A 25925-nucleotide genomic window follows, 5' to 3' on the forward strand; every position below is an offset into this window, starting at 1 on the left:
CCTCCCTCCCTCAGCGGCCCGCGAACGCGTCGTGGAAGGTCAGCGTGGACGTGTTGCCCTGCCGGTCGACGATCTCGGCGCGCAGCGTGACCGTCCGGTCCTCGGCGGGTGCCAGCAGGAGTGCCCTGCCGAGGATGACTGGGGCCCTCTGCCAGCTGACAGCGTTGTCGTACGACGCCTCGACCTTGAGGGACCGGAGACCGCTCCCGGCCGCCGCACCCTGGATCTCCACCGGTACGGAGACCGGGCGGCCCGCCCGGACCTGCGAGCGCAGGTCGACATCGGGCCGGAAGCGCACCACGGAGACCGGCAGGTCGCCGTCGTCGCCGGAACGCGAGCGGAACGTCCAGGAGGCGTCGATCCGGGTGCCGACCCGGGCGATCTTCGGGCTGCGTGTGACCGAGGTGCCGAGGGTGTACTCGGCGTCCTCGGCCGGCACCGGGAAGGAGCTGACGCTCAGGTCGTCGTCGTTCTCGGCGATCTTCTCGCCGTTCCGGTGCAGCGTGGTGCGGGCGCTTTCCACAGTGGTGTAGCCGTCGTGTCCCTGGCCGTCGGAGAACATGTTCAGGAACGCGTAGAGCGTGTCGCCGGAACGGCTGACGCCCTGCATGTCGCCGAGCACCGGACCGTAGACGCCGGTGTTGAAGGCGGTGCGGTAGGTCCGGCCCGGCCGGAAGGTCTCGTTGCTCAACCCGTAACGGCTGTCGGTGAGTTGCCAGCCGTTCGGCAGGGTGTCGCCGAGCTGCTCGAAGCCCACGTACCACTTCGTCCCGGTGGCTCCCGCCAGATACAGCGTCTGTGTGTTCGGGCTCGGCAGCGTGCGGCCCGAGGAGAGGCCGAAGCCGGCCGTCGGCAGCAGGCCCAGCGGGGTGAGGAAGGCGTCCTTGCCCGCCACCGGCTCCCCGAGTCCGGCGACCAGGCGGGCGAAGTCCCGGCTGCGCGGGTGCTGGGTGTAACCGGTCGCGGGGCGGGTCACCGGACCGCCGTGGATCTGTGAGTACTGGGTGTTCTCGCCGGAGGCGAAGTGCGCGTCCCACAGCTGCTGGAGCGAGCCGTCGGTGATGTCGGGGCCGAGCCCCGCCGAGCGGAAGTTCTCGAAGGACGGCAGCCGCCAGGCGAACTTCCGGTCCGAGCCGTCGACCTTGAGCGTGTAGCCGGCGTGCGTCTGCCGCGCCGTCGCCCTGCGGTCGGGGACGGTGATGTCGACCGGCTTCGCCGTCCGTGCGTCGAGCGTGACGTCCTGCGGGCCGTCGACCGTCAGCTTCGGCTGCGCGATCCAGTCGGCGCCCTTCGTGGTGTCGGCCCGGTCGGCGAGAACGATCCCGTGGACGCTGTACTCGCCCACTGGCAGCCGCAGTTCGGCCGACGCGCTCTTCTCGTCGAGGGGGAACTCCTGGCCCGCCGCCTCGCCGGTCAGGCCGGTGACGTACGTCTGGAAGGCGGTCGCGTCCTTGCCGTCGCGCCCCAGATGCCGGAGCTGTACGGGGTACGAGGCCGTCTCGCGTTCGACGGCTGCGGCGCTCCGGACGGACTGCCCGCCTCCGGTGGCGACCACGGCCGCGCTGTACTGCCCGTCGGGGGCGTCGACCGAGGTGTCGGCGGTCACCGCGACCTCGGCGGTCCCGCCCGCCGGGACGGTGACCTCGGCGGGGCTGACGGTGAACATGCCCTCGGGGGCCGCTGTGCCGCCCGGCCCCGTGCCGCCCGTAGTGACGTTCAGGGTGACGTCGGCGTCGGCGGAGTTGCGGTAGGTGAGCGTGCGCACGACGGGCCGGTCGTCGTCGTGCGGCCACTCGACGCTGCCGAAGTTCAGCGAGACCGGCTCGGCGTGCACCGTCTGCTCCACGGCCCGGTCGGCCTGGATGCGGCCGGAGCCCTGCTCGAAGGCGGTGAAACCGGTGTCCTTGGCGGAGGCGGTCAGGGCCCCCTTGAGCTCGGCGGCCCGCCAGTCGGGGTTGCGCTGCTTCAACAGGGCCGCCGCGCCCGCGACATGGGGCGTGGCCATCGAGGTGCCCGAGATGGTGACGTAACCCTCCGGGTTCTCGCCGTACTCGGTGGCGATGGCGCTTCCCGGTGCGGAGGCGGCGGTGATGTCGACACCGGGAGCCGTCACGTCCGGCTTGATCGCGCCGTCGCCGAGCCGCGGGCCCCGGCTGGAGAACGCCGCCATCGCGTCGTCGCCGTCCACCGCACCCACGGTCAGCGCCCGGTCGGCCGCGCCGGGCGTGCCGATGGTGCTCGCGCCGGGGCCCTCGTTGCCCGCGGCGATCGCGAAGAGGACGCCCGCGGTCTCGCTGTAGTGGTTGACCGCCTCTTCCAGCGGTTCGACCCCGGGCGCGTCCGGGCCGCCCAGGCTCATGTTGATGATGTCGGCGCCCTCGCCGACCGCCCACTCGATGGCGGTCATGATGTCCGACTCGTTGCCGCTGCCGGAGTCGTCGAGGACCTTGCCGTCGATGAGGCGCGCACCGGGCGCGACGCCCTTGTACGCGCCGCCGGCCTTGGCCCCGGTACCGGCGATGGTGGACGCGACATGCGTGCCGTGACCCTGACGGTCCTTGGCGTCGGCCGACGCGGAGAAGTTCTTCTCCGCGATCTGCTGCCCGGCGAGGTCCGGGTGGGTCTCGTCGACGCCGGTGTCGAGCACGGCGACCTTCACGCCCGTGCCGTCGTACCCGGCGGCCCACACCTGGTCCGCGCCGATCTGCGGGACGCTGACGTCGAGTTGGGAGGTGACCGTGCCGTCCAGCCACACCCGGTCGATGCCGGCGGCGGTGCGCCGGGCGGTGTCGTCGCCGCCTCCGCCGGCTCGTGTCAGCGCCTTCCACAGCTGTGGAAGGTCGCGGCCCGGCGTGGTGACGGCCTGCGCGTTCAACGCCCCGATGGTCCGGCGCACCTTCGTACCACCCGCCGCGGCGACCTCGGCGCGGGCCGTGGCGGCGGCGGCCGCGTCCGTGTAGCCGACGATGACCTTCAGGCCGTTCCGGTAGGAGGCGCGCGCCGCCTCGGTGTCCAGACCCGTTACCTCGAAGAGACGTTCGTCGACCGTGCCCGTGGTGATCAGCCGCTGGGCGTCCAGCGGCACGACCAGGCTGCGGTCGCCGTCCTCGCGCAGGTGGACGGGGATGTTCTCGCGGCCCGGCGCGGGGTCGAAGCCGGTGACGTGGCCCGAGGTCACCTCCACCACGTCGCCGGTGATCAGCTGTACGCGGTGCGGGGCGGCGGCCTTCGCCGCCTCTGCCGCTTCTTGCGCGGTCTGTGGACCGGCGGTCGCCGGTACGGCGGCTCCGGTCGTCGCCAGTGCCGCGATCACGGCTATGGCCGCGGCACGTCTTCTTCTCGCTTGGCTCGGCACGTGAATCCTTTGGATAGTCCGATGGGACAGATGCGTGCGGTGCGGGTGGTGCGTGCGGTGCGGGCGGTGCTGCGGTGCGGGCGGTGCGGCCGGGGCTCGTGCACTTTCGGCCATCTGCAGGCGCGACAACGCATCGGTCGCGTCAGAAACATCAGCCTCATCAGCACCACTGACCCCGTGGCCGTGCAGTATTCAGCCAGTGATCGTGTGGGACAAGAGCACGTCAGAGCCGGTGTACGTCCGCCGACTCACGCATCCTCGGTGAAATCCGCCCGTACCGTCAGGCCGCCGTCGGGGTTGGCGACGGCGGTGATCGTGCCGTGGTGTGCGCGCACCACCGCGTCGGCGATGGCGAGGCCCAGACCGTGTCCGGTCCGGTCGCTGCGCACGCGTGGCGCGGCCCGGTGGAACGGTTCGAAGAGGCGGTCGGTGTGCTCCGGGGCCAGCGGGGGACCGGAGTTGGAGACCTCCAGCGACACCTGTCCGTCGTGGCCGCCGAACACCGCCACGTGCACCCAGCCGTCGTCCGTGCCCGCCGCCGGGACGTTGTGCGTGAGCGCGTTGTCGACGAGGTTGTGCACCAGGCGGCGCAGCAGCGCGGTGTTTCCCGTGAACGTCCGGCGGCCGGGCTCCAGGTCGGTCTCCAGGGCGATTCCGGCGGCCCGGGCGCGTGGGGCCAGTTCCTCGCAGATCCCGGCGGTGATCGCTGCCAGGTCGACCGGTTCGCTGTCGGGCCGCGCGTGTTCGGCCCCGGCGAGCTGCAGCAGGCCGTGCACGATCTCGATGCTGCGTTCGTTGACGGCGGCCAGGCGCGGGGCCAGCCGCAGCAGTTCGCGGCCCGAGTCGTCCGCCGCCGCCAGTTGCAGGGCGGTACGGGTGGTGGCCAGCGGGGTGAGCAGCTCGTGGGAGGCGTTGGCGGCGAAGCGCTGATGGGCATCGAAGGAGCGCTCCAGCCGGTCCAGGGTGTCGTCGAAAGTGTCGGCGAGCGCGCGGAGTTCGTCGTTCGGGCCGGTGGCGTGGATCCGGTAGGAGAGGTCTCCCTCGCCCGCGCGGGCGGCGGCCCGGCCGATGGTGTGCAGCGGGGCCAGCAGGCGGCGCGAGAACAGCCAGCCGGCGGCCAGGCCGAGCGTGGCCACCAGCGCCGCGCCCGCGACGGACACGGTGAGCACGGTGGACCACACGTCCTCCTTGGAGCGGACCACCTGCGTCTCGGCGTACGAAGGCGGCGGATCGGCGGTGGGGAACGGCGTGGGCAGGCGGTCGGCCGGGAGACCGGGTACGAAGTCGGTGTGGACGGGCGCGGTGCCCAGGTCGTACGACGGCAGGAACCGCATACCGAGGTAGACCGCGGCCACCATCAGCGCCCCGGACACCACCAGGACTCCCGCGAAGCCGAGGAAGAGCCGGGTGTGGATGCTGACCCGGCGCTCACCCGTCGTGCGGGCCCCGCGCTTCCCGGTCCCGGGTTCCCGGCGCAGCCCGGTCACGGCCGTTCCGCCAGGTAGTAGCCGGCGCCGACCGCGGTGTGCAGCAGCGGTGGTTCGCCCAGCTTGCGGCGCAGGGTGTGGACGACGAGGCGCACCGCGTTGGTGAACGGGTCGGCCGCCTCGTCCCACGCCTTCTCCAGCAGATGCTCCGCGCTGAGCACACCGCCCTGCGCCCGCATCAGCAGCTCCAGGACGGCCAGTTCCTTCGGCGTCAGCCGGATCTCCCGGCCCGCCCGCTCCGCCCGCCTGCGGTGCGTGTCCAGGGTGAGGTCCGCGAGGGCCAGCGTCGGGGCGTGCGCGGGGGCGCCCCGGCGGTAGAGCGCGCGGAGCCGGGCCACCAGCTCCGGGAAGTCGAAGGGCTTGGGGAGATAGTCGTCGGCCCCCAGGCCCAGGCCCGCCACCTTGTCGCCGAGGCGGCCCGCGGCGGTCAGCATCAGGATCCGGCAGCCGGGGTGCTCCGCGACCGTACGGCGGCAGACCTCGTCCCCGTGCACGCCGGGCAGATCGCGGTCGAGGATCACGATGTCGTAGTCGTTGACCGCCAGCTTCTCCAGGGCCGCCGCACCGTCGTGGACGGTGTCGGACGAGATGCCCTCGCGGCGCAGGCCGAGCCCGATGACCTCGGCCATGAACTCCTCGTCCTCGACGATCAGCACGCGCATCGCCGGTCTCGCCCTCTCCTCGCGCGGGGTGGGCCGGGCCGCGGATGCGGAGGCGCCACTTGTCTGGATACGTCCCACAGCGGGCGCGTCCCCCATGACTATCAGAGCCCGCATTTGGACGACGTATGAAAGGCCGCCCGGCGCGGTCCGCCGCCGAACGCTGCCGATAACGCCCGCTTCCTAGCGTGAGCCGTCCGTTCGTCTCCGACTGCGAAGAGATCGATTCCATGAACCTGTTCAAACGGGCCTGGTGGCGTCTGACCGCCACGCCCGGCAAGGCGCTGCTGCTGACCGGCCTGTTCTTCGTCATCTGCGCCCTCGTCCTCTCCGGCTTCCTGATCCGGTCGGCGGCCGACCGCGCCGCGGCGGACGCGAAGCGCACGGTGGGGGCCGTGGCCACGATGTCCCTGGACATCAACGCGCTGATGGCGGCCGGGCAGGCGGAGAACGGGGGCGCGGCCGGTTTGCAGATCGACCCGGACGACCGGCTGCGCAGCGGACAGGCCGATCGCCTCGGCGCGTCACCGCTCGTCACCGGGTTCAGCTACAAGGTGGAGTCCGCCGGGCAGCCCACGGACCGGCTGAAGCTCTACCGCGCCGTACCACCGCCGCCCGCCACCGACACCGAGTCGGGCGACTTCTTCAAGATCGACGGTGTACGGGACCTCGCGGCGATGCCCGCCTTCCGCAACGGCACCTCGAAGATCGTCGCGGGCCGGGGCATCGGGCCGGACACCGGCGGCGGCGTCCTCGTCCTGGAGAAGCGGCTGGCCGAGGCGAACAAGCTGAAGGTGGGCGACAAGGTCACCGTGCGCCCCTTCCGCGGTGACGGCAGCACGCAGAAGCCGCAGGAGTTCACCGTCGGTGGCATCTACGTCAGCGACACCGCCTCCAGCAGCCAGTTCGGGCCCGCGCTCGCCGACCCGGCCAACCTGATCTACGCCTCCCCGGACGCGGCCGGCTCACTGTCGGCCGTCACCCCGACGGACGAGGGCTCGGACATCCAGGAGGCCACCTTCACCCTGCGCTCCCCGGACGATCTGCCGGAGCTGCGGAAGGCGGCCGAGAAGCTCGGCCTCGACCCGGAGATCTATCCGCTCGCGGTCAACGACAAGCAGTACCAGCAGCTCGTCGGGCCCATCACCAGGACGGCGGGGTTCGCCACGCTCACGGTGTGGCTGGTCTCCCTGGCCGGACTGGCGGTCGTGTCGCTGATCGTCGCGAGTTCGCTGCGCGAGCGCCGCCACGAGCTCGGCATCCTGCTGGCCATGGGCGAACGCAAGCCGCGGCTGCTCGGCCAGCACCTGGTGGAGATCGCCGCCTGCGCGCTCATCGCCATCGGCCTCGCCGTACCCGCCAGCCAGGCGCTGGCCGCGACCGTGGGCAGCGGGCTGCTCGCCGGCGAGGTCTCCGAGGCGAAGAACGACAGCAGCGCCGACAAGCAGAACGACTACGCCAACTCCATGGGCGCCGCACCGGAGGAGGAAGAGCCCACGGCCGAGCCCATCGACGCGCTGGACGTCCGGCTCACGGCGGGCGACATCGGCAAGGTCGGCGCGGCCGGTCTCGGGATCGCCGCCGCGGCCACCCTCGTACCCGGCTACCGCGTCCTGCGGCTGAAGCCCCGCCAGATCCTCACGAAGGGCGACTGACCATGGCCATGGCGCACACCGATGCGACGACCGGTCCGACGGATACCGGCCGGACCCCGGTTCTCCAGCTCGTCGACGTCCGGAAGAGCTATCCCGTCGGCAACCGGGCCCGGGAGCGTACGGTCCTCAAGGACGTCAGCCAGGACTTCGAGCAGGGCCGCATGTACGCGGTCGTCGGCCCCTCCGGCAGTGGCAAGACCACCCTGCTCTCCCTGGCGAGCGGCCTCGACGCACCCAGCGCGGGCACGGTCCGCTTCCGGGGGCAGGAGCTGGACCGGCTGGGCCTGGACACCTACCGCCGCCGGCACGCGGCCACCGTGTTCCAGTCCTTCAACCTGCTCGGCTATCTGACCGCCGTGCAGAACGTCACCTCGGCCATGGAGATCACCGGCGCGGCCCGGCGCGGCCGCAAGGACCGCGCGAACGAACTCCTCGGCCTCCTCGGCATCGCGGAGGAGGACCGCCACCGCAGGATCCAGCAGCTCTCCGGCGGGCAGCAGCAGCGGGTGGCGATCGCCCGCGCGCTGGCCTGCGAGGTGGACATCCTCTTCGCCGACGAACCCACCGGCAGCCTCGACCAGGACACCGCGGCCGACATCGTCGAGGTGCTGCGCAAGCTGGCCCACGACGAGGGCAAGTGCGTCATCGTGGTGACTCACTCCGCGAAGGTGGCCGAGGCGTCGGACGAGGTGCTGCACCTCAAGCGGGGGAAGCTGTCCCGGCGTTGAGCCGGACAGCCGCCCGGTACGAGGTGAGGGGGTGGAGCCCGCACGGGCCCCACCCCCTCACGCCGTCAAGCCTTCACGGCTCACTCCTTCACCGTCAGGTGTCGGAACCGTTAGGTGTCGGAACCGTTAGGCGTCGGAACTGTCAGGCGTCGGAACCGGCCTTCCGGCGACGGACGACGAACACCGCCGCCGCGCCGAGCACCACGGCCGCACCGCCCGCGAGGGCCATCGAGGTGGTGGCGGAGGACGAGCCCGTGGCGGCGAGGCTGCCGTCCGTACCGGTCTTCACCGGGGTGCCCGACGCCGTGCCCTGCGGCTTGTGCCCGGCGTCGTCGTTGCCGGGCTTCGCGGTCTTGACGGGCTTGGCGTCCCCGGGCTTGCCGGGCTTGCTGCCGGCGGCCTTGACGTCGAACTCGTACATGTCGAGACCGGGCGCACCGCCGCAGGAGCCGTCCTTGTTGTAGAACTCGGCGGCGATGAAGGCGACACCGTTGCCGGCCGGGGTGGCCTTGTCGAGCGTGAGGCGCAGCTTGACGTCGGCGTGGGCGCCGGGCTTCAGCGCGCCGACGGCGTCGATGTAGTTGTGCTTGTTGATGTTCTGCCACTTCGGCGAGGCCTTGGTGGACCACTGGAGGCGGAAGAACTTGCCTGTGTCCTTGAGACCGGTCCTGTCGGTGGCGTGGACACCGGTGTACGTGATGATCTCGTCCATGTGCCGCTTGCTGCCGTTGGTCACACGGATGGAGAAGGCGGTCGTCGTCCCGGCGACGAGCGTGGACGGCAGGCCGGTGACATCGGCGGTGAGGTCGAGTTCGGGCTCGCAGTCCAGGCCCTCCTCATCCTCTTCCGCCTCCTCCGCCTCCTTGACGGCCTTGGCCAGCGCCGCGTCGGCCGCGACCTTCGCGGCGCGCGCGTCGTTCAGAGCCTTGTCGGCCGCGCCGGCCGCGCGGAGTGCCGCGATCCGTGCGTCGTGGACCGCCTTGTCGGTCTCGGCGGCCTTGGTGTCGGCGGCGGTCTTGGCGGCGGCTGCCGTCGCCGCGGTCGCCTCGGCCTCGGAGAGAGCGGTCGCCGCGGCGGTCTTCTGCTCCTCGGTGGCGTCGGCGGGCAGGGCGTCGACGGCGGCCTTCGCGTCGGTCACGGCCTGGTCGGCGGCGTCCTTCGCGGCCGCGGCGTCCTTCGCGGCCTGCGCGGCGGTCTTGGCGGCGGCCACGAGCGGGTGGCTGTCCTTGGACAGTTCCTCGAGGGCCTTCTGCACCGTGACCTGGGCCTCGTCGCGAGCCTTGACGGCCTCTTCGTACGCCTTCTGCGCCTCGGCGGCGGCCTTCTCCAGCTCCTTGACGGTCGGCTTGCTCTGCTTGTTCTGCGCCTGTGCCTGCGCCTGTGCGGCCGGCTTGGTGTCGGCGAAGGCGGGCGTGACGGAGAGCAGCACGGCGGGAGTGGTCACGGCGAGGGCGACAGCCGTGGCGAGTACGCGGCGAATCTTCACATGATCCCTTGGGTCGGGTCCTGAACGGCAGATGAATGCCGAGGGGCGGCTGCCACAGCGGAATGGATCACGCGGGCGGCCTGTGCCGATCGTATGAGGATTCTGTGAGGGGCCGGCCGAATATTCCGGGGCCCCGGGCGGGGGCGGCGTCATGCGGAGCGGACAGACTTCGCCAAAGCGTGCAGTTGCTCTCAGTTTCTGCCTTATCGCTGTGACGAAGGCCATGCGGTCACGTTTCCCGCGCCGATGCGCTCTACCCGGTCCATACGGTCGCCCCCCGGCGGAGCGTGTCATTCCGTCAGGAGTGCTGTGGTGGTCGCCGCTTCGCCGAAGAGGGTGCGGTACGCGCCGGGAGTCGTCCCGAGGGCGGCGCGGAAGCGCCGCCGCAGATTGACCGCCGAGGACAGCCCGACCCGGACGGCGACCGTCTCGACGGGCAGTTCGGTCCGCTCCAGCAGCGACCGGGCCGCGTCGATGCGCTGCTGGAGCAGCCACTGCCCGGGGCTGGTGCCGACCTGGCGGACGAACCTGCGGGCGAAGGTGCGCGGGGAGAGTCCGGCGTACGCGGCCAGCCGGTCGACGGACAGGTCCGACCCCAGCCGCGTCAACGCCCACTCCAGGACCGGGGCCAGCGAGGCGTCCGAGCCGGATCCGGTACCCGCCCCCGTGACCGGGCCCACGGGGGCGGGCGGGGCCGCGTACTGGAGCTGGCTGCCGTCCCGGTGCGGCGGCAGCACCATGCTGCGGGCCACCTGCGTGGCGTAGAAGGCGCCGAGGTCGGACCGTACGAGGTGGAGGCAGAGGTCGATGCCCGCGCCGCTGCCCGCGCTCGTCGCCACATCGCCGTGGTCGACGTAGAGCACGTCCCCGACGACGGTCACCTCGGGGAATGCGTCGGCCAGTTGGCCGCTTCGACGCCAGTGCGTGGCCGCGCGCCGCCCCGTCAGCAGCCCGGCCCGGGCGAGGACGAAAGCCCCCGTGCAGATCGACACGATGCGCGCCCCGCGCCGGTGGGCCGCCCGCAGGGCGTCCAGGACGTCCTCCGGCACGGGCCCGCCGGGCGGCTGCCAGCCCGGCACGATCACGGTGTCCGCGCTGCGCAGTGCGTCGAGGCCGCTCTCGACGAGCAGCGCGTGCCCGACGGTGGTCGGCAGCGGGCCGGGCCGCCGCGCGCAGACCTCGAAGGTGTAGTGCGTGGGCAGCTCCGGGCGGACGGCCCCGAAGACCTCGGCGGCACAGGCGAGTTCGAAGGGGGACTGCGGCGCGTTGAGCAGCGCCACCACGTGATGCCGGGATCCGGATGCGGGCATGGCAGGAAAGTACCCGAGGATGTCATCTTGGACACTCGTCCGGGCTGATCGTTCCGCGTCACGCTGGGGCCATGAGCGAGGAGACCCGAAACGGCGCGGCGAGCGCCCTGAAGACCGTGGTCCAGGTCGACGACGTCGAGCCGCACGAGGTGGCCCCCGGAATCTGGCGCCGGAGGCTGCCGGGCACGGCGTACGCCCGGGGCTGGCTGATCGACTTCGCGGCGGGCACGGAATGGCCCGAGATCGACGAACACCACACGGAGGAGCGGTACTTCGTCCTCAGCGGTGAGGTCGTCGACGGCGGCGAGCGCCATGGGCCGGGGACGTACGTCGTGTTCGCGCCGGGCAGTGCGCACCGACCGCGTACGGAGACGGGGGCGCGGATGCTCGGCATCTCACTGATGACCGCCTGAGCCGGGGGCGATGGGTTTCGGCCGTCCGCCCGGAGCAGGGGACCGGGCGGACGGTTCGAGGCCGTCGGAGGCGTGTCTGCCGGTCGGCGTCGGTCGGCTGGCGTCGGTCGGTGTCTGCCGGTCGGTGTCGGTCGGTGTCGGTCGGTGTCTGCGCGGGCCCAATCCCTTCGCCGTGCGGCTACGAATCACTGGTGAGAGGCTGCCCGTCTCTCCTCGCACGGCAGGTGGGACCCATGGCCGCACGCTCACTCCTCACCCCTGATCTTCCGCCCCGCTACGCAACGCCGGACCTCCCCGGAGCGAGCGTTCCGGCGGTTCCGCCGCCGGCCGCCGTCGCGACCGTCGCCGCCGGCCGGGGGCGCTGTGTCCGTTCCGGGGGCCGCCGCCAGGGTGATCCCGGTGGTGAGCACCGCGAGGAGGGCGGCGGCGACCGCGAAGTCAGCCCGTGACCGTCCGCCGGGGAGGCGGGCACGGCCCGGTTGCTACGGCAGATCGGCCGGCCCGCGCGCGAACGGGTCGGTCAGCCGATGCTGTACAGGTCGAACTGCTCCCAGGAGCCGGTGACGTCGGCCGAGCGGGCGCGCAGCGCGTACTGGAGCGAACCCGTGTAGCTGTTCTCCATCGCGACGAAGAGATCGTTCAGGGTGGACCGGAGCGCGTAGAGGTTCAGGTCCGTGTTCTGGTAGAGCTCGAACCGCTCCCAGCCGCCCGCCGTCGTCGAACGGGCCCGCAGCACGTTCTTCGAATTTCCGGTGAAGTTCTTCTCGACCGCCACGTAGAGGTTGTTCGCGAGGGACTTCAGGGCGTACGTCTGGGAGGCCTCGTGCCACTCGAACGCGAAGCCCTCCCACGCGCCGGTGACATTGACTGAACGGGCCCGCAGTACACCGGTGTTGGGTGCGGCGTACTTCACCTCGGTGGAGGTGAACCTCCCGTTGCGCACCGACTTGACGGCCAGCTTCGATGTCTCGTCCGCCTGGGCCGAGGCGCTTCTGCCGGAGGCGGTCGGGGTCTGCTGTCTGTCGGAGGCGCCGGTGAGGTGTGCCAGGTCGTCTCCGTTCACCTTCTCCCAGCCTGTCGGGATCCGGCCTGTCGGGATCCCGGCTGCGGAGGCGCCGGCCGGCCGGTCGTTCTGCGGGGTGGCTCCGGCCGCCGGCGCGGCCAGGGCGGAGGCGGTCAGCGCGGCGGCCAGGGAAAGGAGGGTGGAGGTCATGCGACGCACAGGTATTTCCTCGCTTTTCGTCGCGGAAGATTCTGCACTCCACCGCCCCATTCCGTATTCCGGAATGGGGCGGTGGAGTGTGCAGGTTCGTGAAGTGGCCCCAGAGTAAGGGCAGTTCGCGATCTCCGGCAAAGCTTTTTATGGCTTCTCCGGAATTCCGGCAACAGCCGCGATGAATATATTCTTCCGTTGTTTCCCGTTAGGAAAGAAGACGTGCTTCGTTTCCGTCCCGGACGCATGCGGAAGGGGCGTCGGCGGGGCGGCGCAGGGTACGGCGGTGGGCGCGGTTGGTGGCCATCAGGATGTCCAGGGCGTCCCGGGTGGAGAGGAGGTCGTCGATGTGGGCGGAGAGCCGCTCCCGCTCCTGCTCCATCCGCTCCATCGCCGCGTCGGAGGATTCCTCGCTGGGGGCGTCGACGCAGGGCAGCAGCTCCTTGACGGTGCGGCTGGAGAGGCCGGCGGCGTAGAGGCGCTGGATGAAGTGGACCCGCTCGACCTCGGCGTCCGTGTAGTGCCGCTGGCCGCTCGGGCTGCGGGTGCTGCTCAGGAGCCGCTGCTCCTCGTAGTAGCGCAGGGACCGGACGCTGACCCCCGTGGCCGCCGCGAGCTCTCCGATGCGCATGCCGTGCCCCTCACGCTTGCCCCTCACATTGATGTCAGGTTTTAGCGTAGCGCTGTGCCCGGAAAACGGGCTTCACGGGAGCCGTACGGCCACGCAGCTAGGAGCTTCGCGCTATGAACCAGAGCCTTTTCGACAGCCACCGCCTCGGTGACCTGGTGCTGCCCAACCGGGTCGTGATGGCGCCGATGTCCCGCGTCCGGGCGGCCTCCGGCGGGCTGGCGACGCCCTCGATGGCCACGTACTACGCGCAGCGGGCCACCGCCGGGCTGATCGTGAGCGAGGGGGTGCAGCCGAGCCTGGTCGGGCAGTCCAACCCCGGCACGCCCGGGCTGTACACCGATGAGCAGGTCGCCTCCTGGCGTCCGGTGACCGCCGCCGTGCACGCGAACGGCGGCCGGATCTTCGCCCAGATCATGCACGGCGGCCGGGTCTCGCACCCCGACACCACCGGGCTGCGGCCGGTCGGGCCCTCCGCCGTCGCGGCGGTCGGCGATGTGTTCACCCCGACGGGCCCGCAGCCCGCGCCGCTGCCGCGCGCCCTGGAGACGGCCGAGGTGCCCGAGCACGTCGAGTCGTACGCGGCGGCCGCCCGCCGGGCCGTCGACGCCGGGTTCGACGGCGTCGAACTCCACGGCGCCAACGGCTACTTGATCTCCCAGTTCCTCTCCTCCAACGCCAACCTCCGCGACGACCGTTACGGGGGCTCGGTCGCCGGCCGCATACGGTTCGCGGTCGAGGCGGTGGCGGCGACCGTGGACGCGGTGGGCGCGGCCAGGACCGGTATCCGGCTCTCCCCGGGCGGCACGTTCTGGGGGGTCGAGGAGCGGGACGTCCCCGAGCTGTACGCCGCGCTGCTGGCCGAGCTGGCGCGGCTGGAGCCGGCGTACGTGCACCTGGAGGGCACCGCCGACGAGGATGTGCTGGTCGCCCTGCGGCGGGCGTGGCCCGGGACGCTGATCATGAACCCGTCGCTGCCGATGAGCGCGAAGCAGGTGGAACGCTCGGACGCCGACCGCTGGCTGGGGCTGGGGGCGGAACTGATCAGCTTCGGCCGGGCCTTCCTGTCCAACCCGGACCTGGTCGAGCGGCTGCGTACCGGGGTGCCGATCGCTCCGGCGGACGAGGCCTCGTACTTCCAGGGCGGCGACGAGGGCTATCTGACGTACTCGGCCTTCCAGTACGCGGCCTGAGGTGCGTCAGGTGGGCGTCGCCCTCTTCCCGCCGTGACGTGTGCCCGTCAGAATCCAAGGGCCCAGCCCCCCACGGCCCCTGGAGGCACCCCGCATGTCCACCGCCGCGCGCACGCCCAAGTCCCCGCCTCCACTCCTGCCCCTGCCGACCCGCAGAGGCTTCCTGGCCGGTGCGCTCGCCGTCTCCGCCACGGCGGTCGTCGGCGCCGCACCCGCCGTCGCCGCCACCCGGGAAGCCGGCCGCCGGGCGGTCCGGGGGACGCAGGACTGGATGGCCGCCCTGCCCGACGGCACCGCGCTCCAGCGGCTCACGATCCCGGGCACGCACGACTCGGGGGCCCGGTTCGGCGGTCCCTGGTCGGAGTGCCAGAACACGACGATCGCGCAGCAGCTGGAGAGCGGCATCCGCTTCCTCGACGTACGGTGCCGGATCACCGACGGTTCGTTCGCGATCCATCACGGGGCGTCGTTCCAGAACCTGATGTTCGGCGATGTCCTCGTCGCCTGCCGGGACTTCCTGGCCGCGCGGCCGACCGAGACCGTGCTGATGCGGGTCAAGCAGGAGTACTCGTCCGAGAGCGACGCCGCGTTCCGGGCGGTCTTCGACGACTACCTGGACGGGCGGGGCTGGCGGTCCTTGTTCCGCCTCGACTCCACCCTCCCCGACCTCGGCGGGGCCCGGGGCAAGGTGGTGCTGCTCGCGGACAACGGCGGGCTGCCCGGGGTGCGGTACGGGGATCCGGCGCTCTTCGACATCCAGGACGACTACATGGCGGAGCCGTTCGCCAAGTATCCGAAGATCGAGGCCCAGTTCCGCAAGGCGGCCGAACAGCCGGGCAGGTTCTACATGAACTACGTCTCCACCGCCGCCCTGATGCCGCCCCGCTGGAACGCCGACCGGCTCAACCCGCAGGTGCACTCCTTCCTGGAGCGCGCCGAGACGGCCGGGTGGACGGGGCTCGGCATCGTCCCGCTGGACTACCCGAACCAGCGGTCCGGGCTGGTGGAGTCGCTGATCCGGCACAACCCGACGGGGTGAGCGGAGTCCGCCGGCCAGGAATCACCTCTCCGGCGGCGGCGTCGGCGCCCCCGGCAGCGTGAGCGCCGCCACGGTCCCGGGGCCGTCGTCCGGGGCCGGGCGCAGGGCGATCGTGCCGCCCGTCTGGTGCACCGTACGGGCCACGATGGACAGGCCCAGGCCCGAGCCGGGGAGCTGGCGGGCGGACGGGGAGCGCCAGAAGCGTTCGAAGACGTGCGGGAGTTCCTCGGCGGGGATGCCGGGCCCCCGGTCCCGGACGGTCAGCTCGCCCCGGTGCAGCGTCACGTCGACCGTGGTGCCCGGCGGGCTGAACTTCACCGCGTTGTCCAGGACGTTGACGATCGCCCGCTCCAGGGCGGCCGGTTCCGCGCGTACGTACCAGGGGGCCAGGTCCTCCGTGATCGTCAGCTCGGGGCCGCGCAGGCGGGCGCGGCGCAGGGCGGTGCGGGTGATCTCGTGCAGGGCCACCACCTGGAGCGGGCCGGGCTGGGCGGCGTCCGGGCGGGCCAGTTCCTGGAGGTCGCCGATCAGCGCGGCGAGCTCCGTCATCTGGGCCTTCACCGACGCCATCAGCGCCTTGCGGTCCTCCGGCGGAATCATCCGGCCCGTCTCGTCGCTGCGGGCCAGCAGCTCCACGTTCGTCCGGAGCGAGGTCAGCGGGGTGCGCAGCTCGTGGCCCGCGTCCGCGATCAGCTGGGCCTGGCGGTCGCGGGAGGAGGCGAGCTGGGCCGTCATGGAGTTGAAGGAGTTCGACAGCCGGGCGATCTCGTCCTCGCCGTCCACCGGGATCCGTACGGTCAGGTCCTCGGTGCGGGCCACGTGCTCGACGGCCTCGGTCAGCTCGTCGACCGGCCGGAGCCCGGCCCGCGCGATCCACAGCCCGGCCGCGCCCGCGCCGACGACACCGATGCCGGAGACGATGAGCAGCACCCAGGCCAGCTGGTTCAGCGGATCGGTGACCTGCTTCATGGGGACGGCCACGGAGACCGCGAGGCCGGGGCGGTCCGGGCCGGCGGCCGAGGTGTGGACCCGCATCTCCGTGCCGTCCTCGGCCGTGGTCGTGTGCGTCGCGTCCTCGCGCAGCCCGGCGGCGACCGCCCGGTCGGCGGCCTCGATCGGGATGGCCGACTTGCCGGGCACCGTGCACGGCTTCTGCCCCACGGCCGGCACCAGCTGGATCGTGTACGGCCCGACGATCTGGAAGTCGCCGGGCAGCCCGCTCGTGCAGGACGTCGTCAGCAGGCGGATCGCGTTCTCGTTCGGCTTCACCTGGGACAGCGTCGTGTCGAGCTGCTCGGTCAGCCGCTCACGCGTGGTGACCCAGCAGGCCACCGCCACCGCCGCCACCGCCACCGCGACCGCCGTGGCCACCAGCATCGCGAGCCGCGAGCGCAGCGGCAGTGCCCGGAAGCGGCGCACCAGCCCGTTCCTGGCGGGCCCGGACCTGCCCGCGGGGGTGACCGCCGTGCTCACGCCTCCCCGCTCCCGCCCGTACGCAGCGCGTAGCCCACCCCGCGCACGGTGTGGACGAGGCGCGGCTCGCCGCCCGCCTCCGTCTTGCGGCGCAGGTACATCACGTACACGTCCAGGGAGTTGGAGCTCGGCTCGAAGTCGAAGCCCCAGACGGCCTTGAGGATCTGCTCCCGGGTCAGCACCTGGCGCGGGTGGGACAGGAACATCTCGAGCAGCGTGAACTCGGTACGGGTCAGCTCGACCCGCCGTTCACCCCGGGTGACCTCGCGGGTGGCCAGGTCCATCCGCAGATCGGCGAAGGAGAGGACGTCGTCGTCGGGGGCGTCCGCGCCCGCCGCCGACGCCGCGTAGGAGCTGCGGCGCAGCAGGGCCCGGATGCGGGCGAAGAGCTCGTCCAGCTCGAACGGCTTGACCAGGTAGTCGTCCGCCCCGGCGTCGAGGCCGGTGACCCGGTCCCCGACGGTGTCGCGGGCGGTGAGCATGAGGATGGGCGTGGTCGAGCCGGTGCCCCGGATGCGGCGGGCGGCGGTGAGGCCGTCCATCCGGGGCATCTGGATGTCCAGGACGATGAGGTCGGGGGCGTAGGCCTCGGTCATCGCCAGGGCGTCGTACCCGTCGACCGCGACCTGGGTGCCGTACCCCTCGAAGGCGAGGCTGCGCTGAAGCGCCTCGCGCACGGCCGGTTCGTCGTCGACGATCAGGATGCGCTGGGGATCGTCTTCGGCGGGGCTCATCGCTGTGTCGTCCTCTTCTCGTTCCGGCCGGTGGGAGTGTCCCAGCCTCGCACGGTCAGGAGTTGTTCCCGGCGCGCAGGGCGTCCAGGTCGGCCTTGAGCGTGTTCACCGGGATCGCGAAGCCGAGCCCCACGCTGCCCGCCGCCGAACCGCTGCCGGCCGCCGAGGAACTGGGCGCGTACATCGCGGAGTTGATGCCGATGATCTCGCCGTCCATGTTGATCAGCGCCCCGCCGGAGTTGCCGGGGTTGAGCGACGCGTCGGTCTGGAGCGCCTTGTACGTGGTGGTCTCCTCGCCCGTGTCGCCGTTGAACTGCTGCCCCCCGAACTCGAACGGCCACCGGTCGTTGCCGTTGCCGTTGCCCCGGTCCTGTCCGGAGCTGTCGGAGTCGTCCTTCGCCACCGTCACGTCCCGGTCGAGCGCGGAGACGATGCCGCTGGTGACGGTGCCGGTCAGGCCCTCGGGCGAGCCGATCGCCACGACCTGGTCACCGACCTTGACCTGCGAGGAGTCGCCGAGCGTGGCCGTCTTCAGCCCGCTCGCGCCCCGGAGCTTGATGAGCGCGAGGTCCTTGTCGGGGTCGGTGCCCACGACGTCGGCGGTGTACGTCTTACCGGTGGAGAGGGTCACCTGGATCTGCTGCGCGCCCGAGATGACGTGGTTGTTGGTGACGATCTCGCCGTCCTCGGTGATCACGACCCCGGATCCGGTGGACTTGCCCGCCGACGAGGCCGCGCCGATCTCCACGATCGCGGGCGAGACCGCCTCCGCGACGCCCGCGACGGTGCCCTTGCTGCTCTGCGAGACGGTGGTGCCGTTGACCGCGCCGCCCGATCCGGTGGCGCCGGAGCCGCCGTTCAGCTGCCCGACCAGGGCGGCGGTGCCGCCGCCGATCACGCCTGCCGCGATGGCCACCGCCGCCAGCAGCGCGACCGGCCGCTTCGCCCGGTGCTTGTTGGTGGGGGCGTACGGGGGCGGCGGCGGGTAGCCACCGCCCGCAGCGCCGTCGTACGCCGAGCCGTAGGAGGAGTCGTACGCCGTGCCGTAGCCGTACGGGGTCGGGTCCTGGTCCGTCGAGTGCGCGCCGCTCGGGCGAAGGTTCTCCGTCATGTGCACCAGGCTGGTCGGCGAACATGAGAAGGGCCTGAGCGCGCCCTGAGAAGCCCGGAAGAACCGCGTATGCCCGCTGTAAAGCTGTAAAGGGCCCGGCGGTCCAGACAGGTCCAGACCGGTCCAGACAGGTCAGGCGGACGCCGGGGGCTCCCCGCAGCCGCACGAGCGCCGGACCACCAGCGCGGAGGGGAACTGCTTCAGCCGCTCCCGGCGCGAGCCCGAGACCCGGAGCGAGTCGTCCAGCACCAGGTCCACCGCCGCCCGCGCCATCGCGGGGCGGTCGGAGTAGACGGTGGTCAGCGGCGGATCGGTGAGGCCCGCTTCCTTGACGTCGTCGAAGCCGGCCACCGCCAGCTCGCCCGGCACGTCGATGCGCAGCTCACGGGCGGCCCGCAGCACACCGAAGGCCTGGTCGTCCGTGGCGCAGAAGATCGCCGGGGGCCGGTCCGGGCCCGCCAGCAGCCCGAGGGCCACCTGGTAGGCGTCGTAACGGTTGTACGGGGCCTGGAACAGCCGGCCCTCCGTGGAGCGGCCCGACTCGTGCATCGCCCGCCGCCAGCCCTCGACGTGGTCGGCGACCGGGTCGCCGACCACCGGGGTCTCCTCCGTGCCGCCGAGGCAGGCCACGTACGCGTTGCCGTGTTCCAGCAGGTGCCGGGTGGCGAGCTGGGCGCCGCCCACGTCGTCGGTGACGACGGCGACGTCGTCGATCGCCTCGGGGCGCTCGTGCAGCAGGACGACCCGGGCGTCCCAGGCCTCGATCTCGGCGGCGGCGCGCTCGCTGGGGCCCTGGCTGACCAGGATCAGCCCGGAGACGCGCATGCCGAGGAAGGCCCGCAGATAGTGGACCTCGCGTTCGTCGCGGTAGTCGGAGTTGCCGACGAGCACCATTTTCCCGCGCTCGGCGGCGGCCTGTTCGACCGCGTGCGCCATCTCCGCGAAGAACGGCTGCCGGGCGTCCGGCACGATCATGCCTATGAGGTCCGTGCGGCGCGAGGCCATGGCCTGGGCGACCCGGTCGGGCCGGTAGCCCAGCTCCTTGATCGCGGCGAGCACCCGCTCGCGCGTGGCCGGGGCGACCGGCCGGGGTCCGTTGTTGATGACGTAGCTGACGACCGCGGTCGACGTCCCCGCCAGTCTCGCCACATCGTCCCGCGTCACCTTGGCCACGCGCCGCAGTCTACGCGGATGGACCTACCTCTTGGCAGCCTCTACCGGGGCTTCTTCCGTCACCCCGGCGGCCGGGGACTGCTCCGAACGGGCGACGGGGTCGGCTGCCTTCTGCTGGGCGGACTTCTGCTGGGCGGCGGCCCGGTCCTTCGCCTCCTCCGCCGCGCGCTCGACCTTCTCCGGAGTGACGAAGCGGTAGCCGACGTTGCGCACGGTGCCGATCAGCGACTCGTGCTCGGGGCCGAGCTTGGCGCGCAGCCGCCGTACATGGACGTCGACCGTCCGCGTACCGCCGAAGTAGTCGTAGCCCCAGACCTCCTGGAGGAGCTGGGCGCGGGTGAACACCCGGCCCGGATGCTGGGCGAGGTATTTCAGCAGTTCGAATTCCTTGAAGGTCAGGTCGAGGACCCGGCCCTTGAGTTTCGCGCTGTACGTCGCCTCGTCGACGGAGAGATCGCCGTTGCGGATCTCCATCGGGGAGTCGTCGGAGGTGATCTGCTGGCGGCCCATGGCCAGCCGCAGCCGGGCCTCGACCTCCGCCGGGCCCGCCGTGTCCAGCAGGACGTCGTCCACGCCCCAGTCGGCGGTGACGGCCGCGAGACCGCCCTCGGTGACGACGAGGATCAGCGGACAGCCGGGGCCCGTGGACCGCAGCAGCTGACAGAGCGAGCGGACCTGCGGAAGGTCGCGCCGCCCGTCGACGAGGATCACGTCGGCGCCCGGGGTGTCCACCAGGGCCGGGCCCTCGGCGGGGGCCACCCGCACGCTGTGGAGCAGAAGCCCGAGGGCGGGGAGCACCTCCGTCGACGGCTGGAGTGCGTTCGTCAGAAGCAGCAGTGAACTCATCGCCGCCCACCTGCCTGGTTCGGTCGATCGTGTTGCACGGTTCGCTCGCCCATTACGTCGGTCCTCCTCGTTCCCTGCGAGAGGGGCACTCCCGGGTCGGACCCGGGGGAGTATGCGGCACTGCTTCGTACGTCATGCGTCCCGCGTCACGCTTCATGCGGGTTTTACGGTGCGGTCCCGCGCCCTGGGACCGCTGAGCTTGTGGAAACGTCGTCGTAACAACGCCGGTAAAGCACAAAAGGACCCGGGGGCTGCATTGCCCGGATCCTCTTCGCAGCAGAATAGCCCACATGAGTTCCGTGTCCGAGGGTCGATTCCTGAGTTCTTCTGTTCCCTTCCTCACGCGACCCCCACGATTCGCCACGTTGCTGACGGATGACGGCGTACCGGTCGAGGCGGTGTACGAACCGTGTACGGCGGGTTCCGGGGCGGCGGAGACCGGGGCGGCCGGGACCCCGGCGGACACCCCCGCGATCGTCGTCGCGCATGGGTTCACCGGCTCGGCCGACCGCCCCGCCGTACGCCGTGCCGCGCAGGCATTCGCCCAGCGTGCGGCCGTGATCACGTTCTCGTTCCGGGGGCACGGGCGGTCCGGCGGGCGCTCCACCGTGGGTGACCGCGAGGTGCTGGACCTGGCGGCGGCGGTGGCCTGGGCGCGGGAGCTGGGACACACCCGGGTCGTCACGGTCGGGTTCTCCATGGGCGGCTCCGTGGTGCTCCGGCACGGCGCTCTGTATACGGCGGAATCCGTCCTCGGGGATGCACCCGTTCGCGTACCGGCGCGCGAGGGGCGCACTGGTAGCGCGGGGGCGCATTCGGACGCGGTGGTGTCCGTCAGTGCTCCCGCCCGCTGGTACTACCGGGGGACGGCCCCGATGCGCCGGCTGCACTGGGTGGTCACCCGCCCCACGGGCCGCCTCGTCGGCCGCTACGGATTCCGTACCCGCATCGCCACCGAGGAGTGGGACCCCGTCCCGCTCTCCCCGGTCGCCGCGGTCCCGCTCATCGCCCCGGCCCCGCTGCTCCTCGTGCACGGCGACCGCGACCCGTACTTCCCGCTGGACCACCCGAGGATGCTGGCGGACGCGGCCGGTCCCGGCGGCGCGGAGCTGTGGCTGGAGCGGGGGATGGGCCATGCGGAGAACGCGGCGGAGGACGCCCTCCTGGCCCGCATCGCCGACTGGGCGACGGCCGCGCCGCCCGCGTGACCCATCATGGAGAGCTGACGCACGAACCGACCGAAGGAGTGGCGCCATGGCAGCGGGGACGATCCGCTACTGGGCTGCGGCCAAGGCAGCCGCGGGGACCGCGGAGGAACCGTACGCGGCGGCGACCCTCGCCGAGGCGCTCGACGCGGTGCGGAGCAGGCACCCCGGCGAGCTGAGCCAGGTGCTCCGGCGGTGCTCGTTCCTCGTCGACGGGAACCCCGTCGGGACCCGCGGGCATGAGACCGTACGCCTTGCCGAGGGCGGCACGGTCGAGGTGCTCCCGCCGTTCGCAGGAGGGTGAACCGCAGGCCATGAGCAGCAGCGATCAGCAGTACCCGTATCCGTACGATCCCGAGCACGGGCAGCAGCGGCAGCAGCCTCCGTCGCCGCACTGGCCCGACGGGACGGCCGGACAGCACGCCGCGCCCCAGGAGCCGGCCGCCTTCGACCAGGGCGCGACGCAGACGTGGCAGGCACCGACCTGGGACACGCAGTACCAGCCGACGATCCGCCCGGACGACCCGCATCGGGCACAGGCACAGGCACAGCCTCAGGGATACGGGCACGGGCAGGGGCACGGTTACGGGCAGCCGCAGCAGCCGGATCCGTACCAGCAGCAGCACCAGGAACCGCAGTACCAGGAACCGCGGTACCAGGAACCCCCGTACCAGCCGCAGCAGCAGCCGTATCAGGAACCGCAGCGCCAGGGGCAGCACCAGCATCAGCACCAGCCCCAGCAGCCGTACCGGCCCTCGCCATCGCCATCGCCATCGGCGGCCGACACCGCCTATCTGCCGCCTCAGGGGGCATCGGGCTCCTTCCCGCTGCCGCCCGAGGTCCCGGCCACGCCCGCCGCCCCCGCCTCCGTGCCCGCCGCCCCCGCGCCCGCGCCCGTGGCCGGGCAGCCGGGGCCCGGTGACACGGGCTACAGCGCGCCCACGACGCTGGGCAACGCCCGGATCACCGACGCCCAGCGGGCCCGCGCCGAGGGGCGCTCGCCGATCATCGCGCCGGGGATGCAGCCCGCGGCGCTCACCGCCGTACTGGGCCTGCTGCTCGCGGGGGGCGCGGCCATCGGGCCGTACGCCCTGCTCGTCCCGGTGGTGCTCCTCCAGGCGGTGACGGCGGCCGGCTGGTTCCGGCTCAACGGCATGTGGCCCGCCCGCCAGGGCATCGCGCTCGCCTTCGCCGGGGGGCTCGTCGCCGACGTCGTCCTGCTCGCGGCGGGCCGGGAGCACGGCCCCGCCGCGCTGCTGGGCACGCTGGGCGTCTGGGTGCTGCTCACCGTGGTCCTCCAGCTCCGCAGCCACGCGGGGGCCGACGAGCGGATGTACGGGCTGATGGCCACCGTCGTCTCCGCGTCCCTCGCGGTCCTCGCCGGCGGACACCTCGCGGCGGTCCCGGACGCGGTGACCGTCGGCGGGGTGGCCGTCGCGGCGGCCGTGCTCGCCCGTGCCCTGCCGCTGCCGGGCGTGGTCTCCGTCGCGGTGGCCCTGCTCGCCGGTGCGGGCGCGGGTGTCGCGGTCGGCGGACTGACCGACTTCGGCGCGAAGGGCGCGCTGCTCGGCCTCGCGGCGGGCGGGTGCGCCCTCGTCGGGCTGCGGGTGGCGAGCTACGACTACCCGTCCCGGTTCGTGCACATGACCGCCGGGGTGGCCCTGCCGCTGACCGCGGCGGCCCCGGTCGTCTACCTGGTGGGCCGCGCCATCCTCTGACCGTCGTCAACCGCTGCTGACGGCCCCTCGGGAACCGATGAGGGGCCGTCATTCGTCGATCATCCAGGGTGTCCTCCTGCGGCAGTAGGCTCACGGACGCCAGGGGGACCGATCGGCACAGGGTGGGGAAACGACACATGCGCGCACTGCGAATACTGCTGGTTCTTGTGGTGGTGCTCGGCGGCCTCTTCATCGCCGTCGACCGCGCGGCCGTCTGGTTCGCCGAGTCCGAGGCGGAGGACCGGGTCACGATCAGCGGGGGCGGCTCCGCCACGACGGAGATCTCGATCAAGGGTTTCCCCTTCCTCACCCAGCTCGCCGGTTCGCAGCTCGACCGGGTCGACGTCAACCTCACCGGCATCAGGACCAGCGCCGCCGGCCGGGCGATGCGGGTCAGCGAGGTCCGGGCCGAACTGCACGACGTGAAGCTCGGCTCCGGCTACCGGAGCGCCACGGCCGCCCGCGCCACCGGCACCGCGCGCGTCAGCTTCGAGGACCTGACGGCGGCGGCCAGCGACGGCGTCGTCGTGGAGTACGGCGGCAACGGCAAGGCCAAGGTCACCGGCACGGTCGAGGTCCTCGGCCGCCCGATCTCGCGCAGCGTGCTGTCCACCGTGACCCGCGCCGACGGCCACACGATCAAGGTGCGCGCGGACGAGGTGCCGGGCAACGGGATCCCCGGCGTCGAGGAACTGGTCCGCAAGAAGACCGACTTCGAGGGCGACATCGACGGACTGCCGAAGGGCCTGGAGCTCCGGGACGTCAAGGTGACCGAGAAGGGCCTGGAGATATCGGTGACCGGTTCGGACGTCTCCCTGACCGGCTGAGCGGCTGACCGGCTGAGCGGCTGAGCGGTCGTACGCGGGGCGTCGGCCCCGGTTGATCCGGATGGTGAGACGCCCGCGTCCGGTCCGTAGATGAGGGGAAGGCTCGGGGGAGCCCGGCAGGCGGTCCGGGGCCCGACCACCCCTCTCGCGTCTCACATCACGGATGATCGTGTCTCATCATGCGACACGACGGTGACATCTCCGTCCGTACCTCCCTACGATCGGACCCATGAAGCGACAGGCGGATCTCACGAAGCGGCGGGCAGTAGACCTGTGCCGCGTCGCCGCCATGCTCTGTCGCACCTTCTGAGTGGGGCGTTCGCACCCGTCCCGCCTCCCCCCCCGGCCCTTCGACCGTCGTCAGGGCCGGCGCCGTGCCCCGTACGCGCCGCGTTCCGTGCCTCCGCGCGTACACCCGCACCTCGCACACTCCGCATCTCGCACCACACCGCCGCAGACTGCCCCGGAGGAGAACAACATGAGCCGCAGCGACGTCCTGGTAGACGCCGACTGGGTCGAGGCCCACATCGACGACCCGCAGGTTGCCATCGTCGAGGTGGACGAGGACACCTCGGCGTACGAGAAGAACCACATCACGAACGCGATCCGGATCGACTGGACCAAGGACCTCCAGGACCCGGTCCGCCGCGACTTCGTCGACCAGGCCGGCTTCGAGAAGCTGCTCAGCGAGAAGGGCATCGGCAACGACACGCTGGTCGTCCTCTACGGCGGCAACAACAACTGGTTCGCCTCGTACGCCTACTGGTACTTCAAGCTGTACGGCCACGAGAACGTGAAGCTCCTCGACGGCGGCCGCAAGAAGTGGGAGCTCGACTCCCGCGACCTGACCGACGTCGTCCCGACGCGCCCGGCCACCCAGTACACGGCCAAGCCGCAGGACGAGTCGATCCGCGCCTACCGCGACGACGTCGTCAAGGCCATCGGCAGCCAGAACCTGGTCGACGTGCGCTCGCCCGACGAGTTCAGCGGCAAGCTGCTCGCCCCGGCCCACCTCCCGCAGGAGCAGTCGCAGCGCCCCGGCCACGTGCCGAGCGCCCGCAACATCCCGTGGTCGAAGAACGCCAACGACGACGGCACCTTCAAGTCGGACGACGAGCTCAAGGCCCTCTACGAGGACGAGCAGGTCGACCTGGCGAAGGACACCATCGCCTACTGCCGCATCGGTGAGCGCTCCGCGCTCACCTGGTTCGTGCTCCACGAGCTGCTCGGCCAGGAGAACGTCAAGAACTACGACGGTTCCTGGACCGAGTACGGCTCCCTCGTCGGCGTGCCGATCGAGCTCGGCGCCAACAAGTAACCCACCGACCAGCACCACGACGACCCGAAGGACAGAACCATGTGTGGAGCACAGGCCGGTGGCCCCGACGCTTCGACGATCAAGCCCGGTGAGACCACCATCCAGGGCAGCGTGACCCGCGACGGCGAGCCCGTCACCGGTTACGTACGGCTGCTGGACTCGACCGGTGAGTTCACCGCCGAGGTCCCGACCTCGGCGACCGGACAGTTCCGGTTCTACGCGGCCGAGGGCACCTGGACGCTCCGCGCCCTGGTTCCGGGCGGCAGCGCCGACCGCACGGTCGTCGCGCAGACCGGCGGTCTCTCCGAGGTCGCCATCGCCGTCTGATCCTTCACGGGATCCGCGGCACGCCGT

25 protein-coding genes are annotated in these 25925 nt (G+C 72.0%); 13 read left to right on the plus strand and 12 right to left on the minus strand.

All coding sequences use genetic code 11. The features are described 5' to 3' along the window. Positions 1 to 10: 10 nt before the first annotated feature. From ACIQPT_RS14935 to ACIQPT_RS14945, 3 genes are all read right to left on the minus strand, one after another. The gene (locus ACIQPT_RS14935; RefSeq protein WP_401156031.1) at positions 11 to 3355 is read right to left on the minus strand and encodes a S8 family peptidase; all 3345 of its coding nucleotides are present in this window, start codon (positions 3353 to 3355) and stop codon (positions 11 to 13) included. Between the two features lie 248 nt (positions 3356 to 3603). Then, entirely contained in the window at positions 3604 to 4842 is a 1239-nt protein-coding gene (locus ACIQPT_RS14940) for a sensor histidine kinase (RefSeq protein ID WP_401156033.1), read from the minus strand. Then, positions 4839 to 5504 (minus strand): response regulator transcription factor, encoded by a 666-nt coding sequence (locus ACIQPT_RS14945; RefSeq protein ID WP_401156035.1) that lies wholly within the window; start codon positions 5502 to 5504, stop codon positions 4839 to 4841. Before ACIQPT_RS14945 ends, ACIQPT_RS14940 begins: the two co-directional genes overlap by 4 nt. Positions 5505 to 5731: 227 nt before the next feature. Between ACIQPT_RS14945 and ACIQPT_RS14950 the strand changes: the two genes are divergently transcribed. Both ACIQPT_RS14950 and ACIQPT_RS14955 read left to right on the plus strand, forming a co-directional pair. Then, a complete protein-coding gene (locus ACIQPT_RS14950) occupies positions 5732 to 7156 on the plus strand; it encodes an ABC transporter permease (protein WP_401156036.1) in 1425 nt (474 codons plus the stop codon). 8 nt (positions 7157 to 7164) lie between these two features. Further along, complete coding sequence (locus ACIQPT_RS14955) at positions 7165 to 7884, plus strand: ABC transporter ATP-binding protein (protein WP_401156037.1); 720 nt, start codon at positions 7165 to 7167, stop codon at positions 7882 to 7884. Positions 7885 to 8026: 142 nt separating this feature from the next. Here ACIQPT_RS14955 and ACIQPT_RS14960 read toward each other — a convergent pair whose 3' ends face one another. Beyond that, the gene (locus ACIQPT_RS14960) at positions 8027 to 9370 is read right to left on the minus strand and encodes an LPXTG cell wall anchor domain-containing protein (RefSeq protein WP_401156039.1); all 1344 of its coding nucleotides are present in this window, start codon (positions 9368 to 9370) and stop codon (positions 8027 to 8029) included. A gap of 290 nt (positions 9371 to 9660) precedes the next feature. After that, entirely contained in the window at positions 9661 to 10680 is a 1020-nt protein-coding gene (locus tag ACIQPT_RS14965; RefSeq protein WP_401156040.1) for a GlxA family transcriptional regulator, read from the minus strand. Between the two features lie 71 nt (positions 10681 to 10751). Here ACIQPT_RS14965 and ACIQPT_RS14970 point away from each other — a divergent pair, with 71 nt between their 5' ends. Continuing rightward, positions 10752 to 11093 carry a cupin domain-containing protein gene (locus tag ACIQPT_RS14970; protein WP_401156041.1) on the plus strand — a complete coding sequence of 114 codons (342 nt, stop codon included), beginning with the start codon at positions 10752 to 10754 and terminating at the stop codon, positions 11091 to 11093. Positions 11094 to 11326: 233 nt separating this feature from the next. Then, the gene (locus tag ACIQPT_RS14975) at positions 11327 to 11542 is read left to right on the plus strand and encodes a hypothetical protein (RefSeq protein WP_401156043.1); all 216 of its coding nucleotides are present in this window, start codon (positions 11327 to 11329) and stop codon (positions 11540 to 11542) included. 71 nt (positions 11543 to 11613) lie between these two features. Here the strand turns inward: ACIQPT_RS14975 and ACIQPT_RS14980 are convergent, their stop codons facing one another. Further along, positions 11614 to 12306 carry a fascin domain-containing protein gene (locus ACIQPT_RS14980; RefSeq protein ID WP_401156044.1) on the minus strand — a complete coding sequence of 231 codons (693 nt, stop codon included), beginning with the start codon at positions 12304 to 12306 and terminating at the stop codon, positions 11614 to 11616. 208 nt (positions 12307 to 12514) lie between these two features. After that, complete coding sequence (locus ACIQPT_RS14985) at positions 12515 to 12937, minus strand: MerR family transcriptional regulator (RefSeq protein WP_401156046.1); 423 nt, start codon at positions 12935 to 12937, stop codon at positions 12515 to 12517. A gap of 113 nt (positions 12938 to 13050) precedes the next feature. Between ACIQPT_RS14985 and ACIQPT_RS14990 the strand changes: the two genes are divergently transcribed. Both ACIQPT_RS14990 and ACIQPT_RS14995 read left to right on the plus strand, forming a co-directional pair. Then, entirely contained in the window at positions 13051 to 14127 is a 1077-nt protein-coding gene (locus tag ACIQPT_RS14990) for an alkene reductase (RefSeq protein ID WP_401156048.1), read from the plus strand. A gap of 94 nt (positions 14128 to 14221) precedes the next feature. Then, positions 14222 to 15166, plus strand: a complete 945-nt coding sequence (locus tag ACIQPT_RS14995; protein ID WP_401156050.1) for a phosphatidylinositol-specific phospholipase C — start codon at positions 14222 to 14224, stop codon at positions 15164 to 15166. 21 nt (positions 15167 to 15187) lie between these two features. On the opposite strand, the gene ACIQPT_RS15000 is transcribed toward ACIQPT_RS14995, so the two are convergent. From ACIQPT_RS15000 to ACIQPT_RS15020, 5 genes are all read right to left on the minus strand, one after another. Next, positions 15188 to 16639 (minus strand): ATP-binding protein, encoded by a 1452-nt coding sequence (locus ACIQPT_RS15000; RefSeq protein ID WP_401156052.1) that lies wholly within the window; start codon positions 16637 to 16639, stop codon positions 15188 to 15190. Then, positions 16636 to 17373: a response regulator transcription factor gene (locus ACIQPT_RS15005; RefSeq protein WP_401156053.1), complete on the minus strand. Its 738-nt coding sequence runs from the start codon at positions 17371 to 17373 to the stop codon at positions 16636 to 16638. Before ACIQPT_RS15005 ends, ACIQPT_RS15000 begins: the two co-directional genes overlap by 4 nt. Positions 17374 to 17428: 55 nt before the next feature. After that, positions 17429 to 18484 (minus strand): S1C family serine protease, encoded by a 1056-nt coding sequence (locus tag ACIQPT_RS15010; protein WP_401156055.1) that lies wholly within the window; start codon positions 18482 to 18484, stop codon positions 17429 to 17431. A gap of 132 nt (positions 18485 to 18616) precedes the next feature. Further along, the gene (locus ACIQPT_RS15015; RefSeq protein WP_401156057.1) at positions 18617 to 19657 is read right to left on the minus strand and encodes a LacI family DNA-binding transcriptional regulator; all 1041 of its coding nucleotides are present in this window, start codon (positions 19655 to 19657) and stop codon (positions 18617 to 18619) included. 24 nt (positions 19658 to 19681) lie between these two features. Then, positions 19682 to 20503, minus strand: a complete 822-nt coding sequence (locus ACIQPT_RS15020; protein WP_401156059.1) for a winged helix-turn-helix domain-containing protein — start codon at positions 20501 to 20503, stop codon at positions 19682 to 19684. 290 nt (positions 20504 to 20793) lie between these two features. On the opposite strand from ACIQPT_RS15020, the gene ACIQPT_RS15025 reads away from it, so the two are divergent. From ACIQPT_RS15025 to ACIQPT_RS15055, 7 genes are all read left to right on the plus strand, one after another. Further along, a complete protein-coding gene (locus ACIQPT_RS15025; RefSeq protein WP_401156060.1) occupies positions 20794 to 21711 on the plus strand; it encodes an alpha/beta hydrolase in 918 nt (305 codons plus the stop codon). Between the two features lie 46 nt (positions 21712 to 21757). Then, entirely contained in the window at positions 21758 to 22012 is a 255-nt protein-coding gene (locus tag ACIQPT_RS15030) for a MoaD/ThiS family protein (RefSeq protein WP_401156062.1), read from the plus strand. Between the two features lie 10 nt (positions 22013 to 22022). Beyond that, on the plus strand, positions 22023 to 23426 hold the full coding sequence (locus tag ACIQPT_RS15035) for a hypothetical protein (protein WP_401156064.1): 1404 nt from the start codon (positions 22023 to 22025) through the stop codon (positions 23424 to 23426). A gap of 137 nt (positions 23427 to 23563) precedes the next feature. Next, entirely contained in the window at positions 23564 to 24253 is a 690-nt protein-coding gene (locus ACIQPT_RS15040; protein ID WP_401156065.1) for a DUF2993 domain-containing protein, read from the plus strand. A 229-nt stretch (positions 24254 to 24482) separates the two neighbouring features. Next, positions 24483 to 24563 (plus strand): putative leader peptide, encoded by an 81-nt coding sequence (locus ACIQPT_RS15045; RefSeq protein ID WP_350310325.1) that lies wholly within the window; start codon positions 24483 to 24485, stop codon positions 24561 to 24563. Positions 24564 to 24731: 168 nt separating this feature from the next. Next, positions 24732 to 25571 (plus strand): sulfurtransferase, encoded by an 840-nt coding sequence (locus tag ACIQPT_RS15050; protein ID WP_401156067.1) that lies wholly within the window; start codon positions 24732 to 24734, stop codon positions 25569 to 25571. A 39-nt stretch (positions 25572 to 25610) separates the two neighbouring features. Then, positions 25611 to 25898, plus strand: a complete 288-nt coding sequence (locus ACIQPT_RS15055; RefSeq protein WP_003968135.1) for a DUF1416 domain-containing protein — start codon at positions 25611 to 25613, stop codon at positions 25896 to 25898. Positions 25899 to 25925: the final 27 nt, after the last annotated feature.

The organism is Streptomyces sp. NPDC091289, from assembly GCF_044757365.1.
GTDB lineage: Bacteria > Actinomycetota > Actinomycetes > Streptomycetales > Streptomycetaceae > Streptomyces.

Bases quoted from the DNA above. Each gene is read 5' to 3' on its own strand.
- ACIQPT_RS14945 (WP_401156035.1), bottom strand. From the start codon at position 5,504: ATGCGCGTGCTGATCGTCGAGGACGAGGAGTTCATGGCCGAGGTCATC.
- ACIQPT_RS14950 (WP_401156036.1), top strand. From the start codon at position 5,732: ATGAACCTGTTCAAACGGGCCTGGTGGCGTCTGACCGCCACGCCCGGC.
- ACIQPT_RS14955 (WP_401156037.1), top strand. From the start codon at position 7,165: ATGGCGCACACCGATGCGACGACCGGTCCGACGGATACCGGCCGGACC.
- ACIQPT_RS14965 (WP_401156040.1), bottom strand. From the start codon at position 10,680: ATGCCCGCATCCGGATCCCGGCATCACGTGGTGGCGCTGCTCAACGCG.
- ACIQPT_RS14970 (WP_401156041.1), top strand. From the start codon at position 10,752: ATGAGCGAGGAGACCCGAAACGGCGCGGCGAGCGCCCTGAAGACCGTG.
- ACIQPT_RS14975 (WP_401156043.1), top strand. From the start codon at position 11,327: ATGGCCGCACGCTCACTCCTCACCCCTGATCTTCCGCCCCGCTACGCA.
- ACIQPT_RS14980 (WP_401156044.1), bottom strand. From the start codon at position 12,306: ATGACCTCCACCCTCCTTTCCCTGGCCGCCGCGCTGACCGCCTCCGCC.
- ACIQPT_RS14985 (WP_401156046.1), bottom strand. From the start codon at position 12,937: ATGCGCATCGGAGAGCTCGCGGCGGCCACGGGGGTCAGCGTCCGGTCC.
- ACIQPT_RS14990 (WP_401156048.1), top strand. From the start codon at position 13,051: ATGAACCAGAGCCTTTTCGACAGCCACCGCCTCGGTGACCTGGTGCTG.
- ACIQPT_RS14995 (WP_401156050.1), top strand. From the start codon at position 14,222: ATGTCCACCGCCGCGCGCACGCCCAAGTCCCCGCCTCCACTCCTGCCC.
- ACIQPT_RS15005 (WP_401156053.1), bottom strand. From the start codon at position 17,373: ATGAGCCCCGCCGAAGACGATCCCCAGCGCATCCTGATCGTCGACGAC.
- ACIQPT_RS15010 (WP_401156055.1), bottom strand. From the start codon at position 18,484: ATGACGGAGAACCTTCGCCCGAGCGGCGCGCACTCGACGGACCAGGAC.
- ACIQPT_RS15020 (WP_401156059.1), bottom strand. From the start codon at position 20,503: ATGAGTTCACTGCTGCTTCTGACGAACGCACTCCAGCCGTCGACGGAG.
- ACIQPT_RS15025 (WP_401156060.1), top strand. From the start codon at position 20,794: ATGAGTTCCGTGTCCGAGGGTCGATTCCTGAGTTCTTCTGTTCCCTTC.
- ACIQPT_RS15030 (WP_401156062.1), top strand. From the start codon at position 21,758: ATGGCAGCGGGGACGATCCGCTACTGGGCTGCGGCCAAGGCAGCCGCG.
- ACIQPT_RS15035 (WP_401156064.1), top strand. From the start codon at position 22,023: ATGAGCAGCAGCGATCAGCAGTACCCGTATCCGTACGATCCCGAGCAC.
- ACIQPT_RS15040 (WP_401156065.1), top strand. From the start codon at position 23,564: ATGCGCGCACTGCGAATACTGCTGGTTCTTGTGGTGGTGCTCGGCGGC.
- ACIQPT_RS15045 (WP_350310325.1), top strand. From the start codon at position 24,483: ATGAAGCGACAGGCGGATCTCACGAAGCGGCGGGCAGTAGACCTGTGC.
- ACIQPT_RS15050 (WP_401156067.1), top strand. From the start codon at position 24,732: ATGAGCCGCAGCGACGTCCTGGTAGACGCCGACTGGGTCGAGGCCCAC.
- ACIQPT_RS15055 (WP_003968135.1), top strand. From the start codon at position 25,611: ATGTGTGGAGCACAGGCCGGTGGCCCCGACGCTTCGACGATCAAGCCC.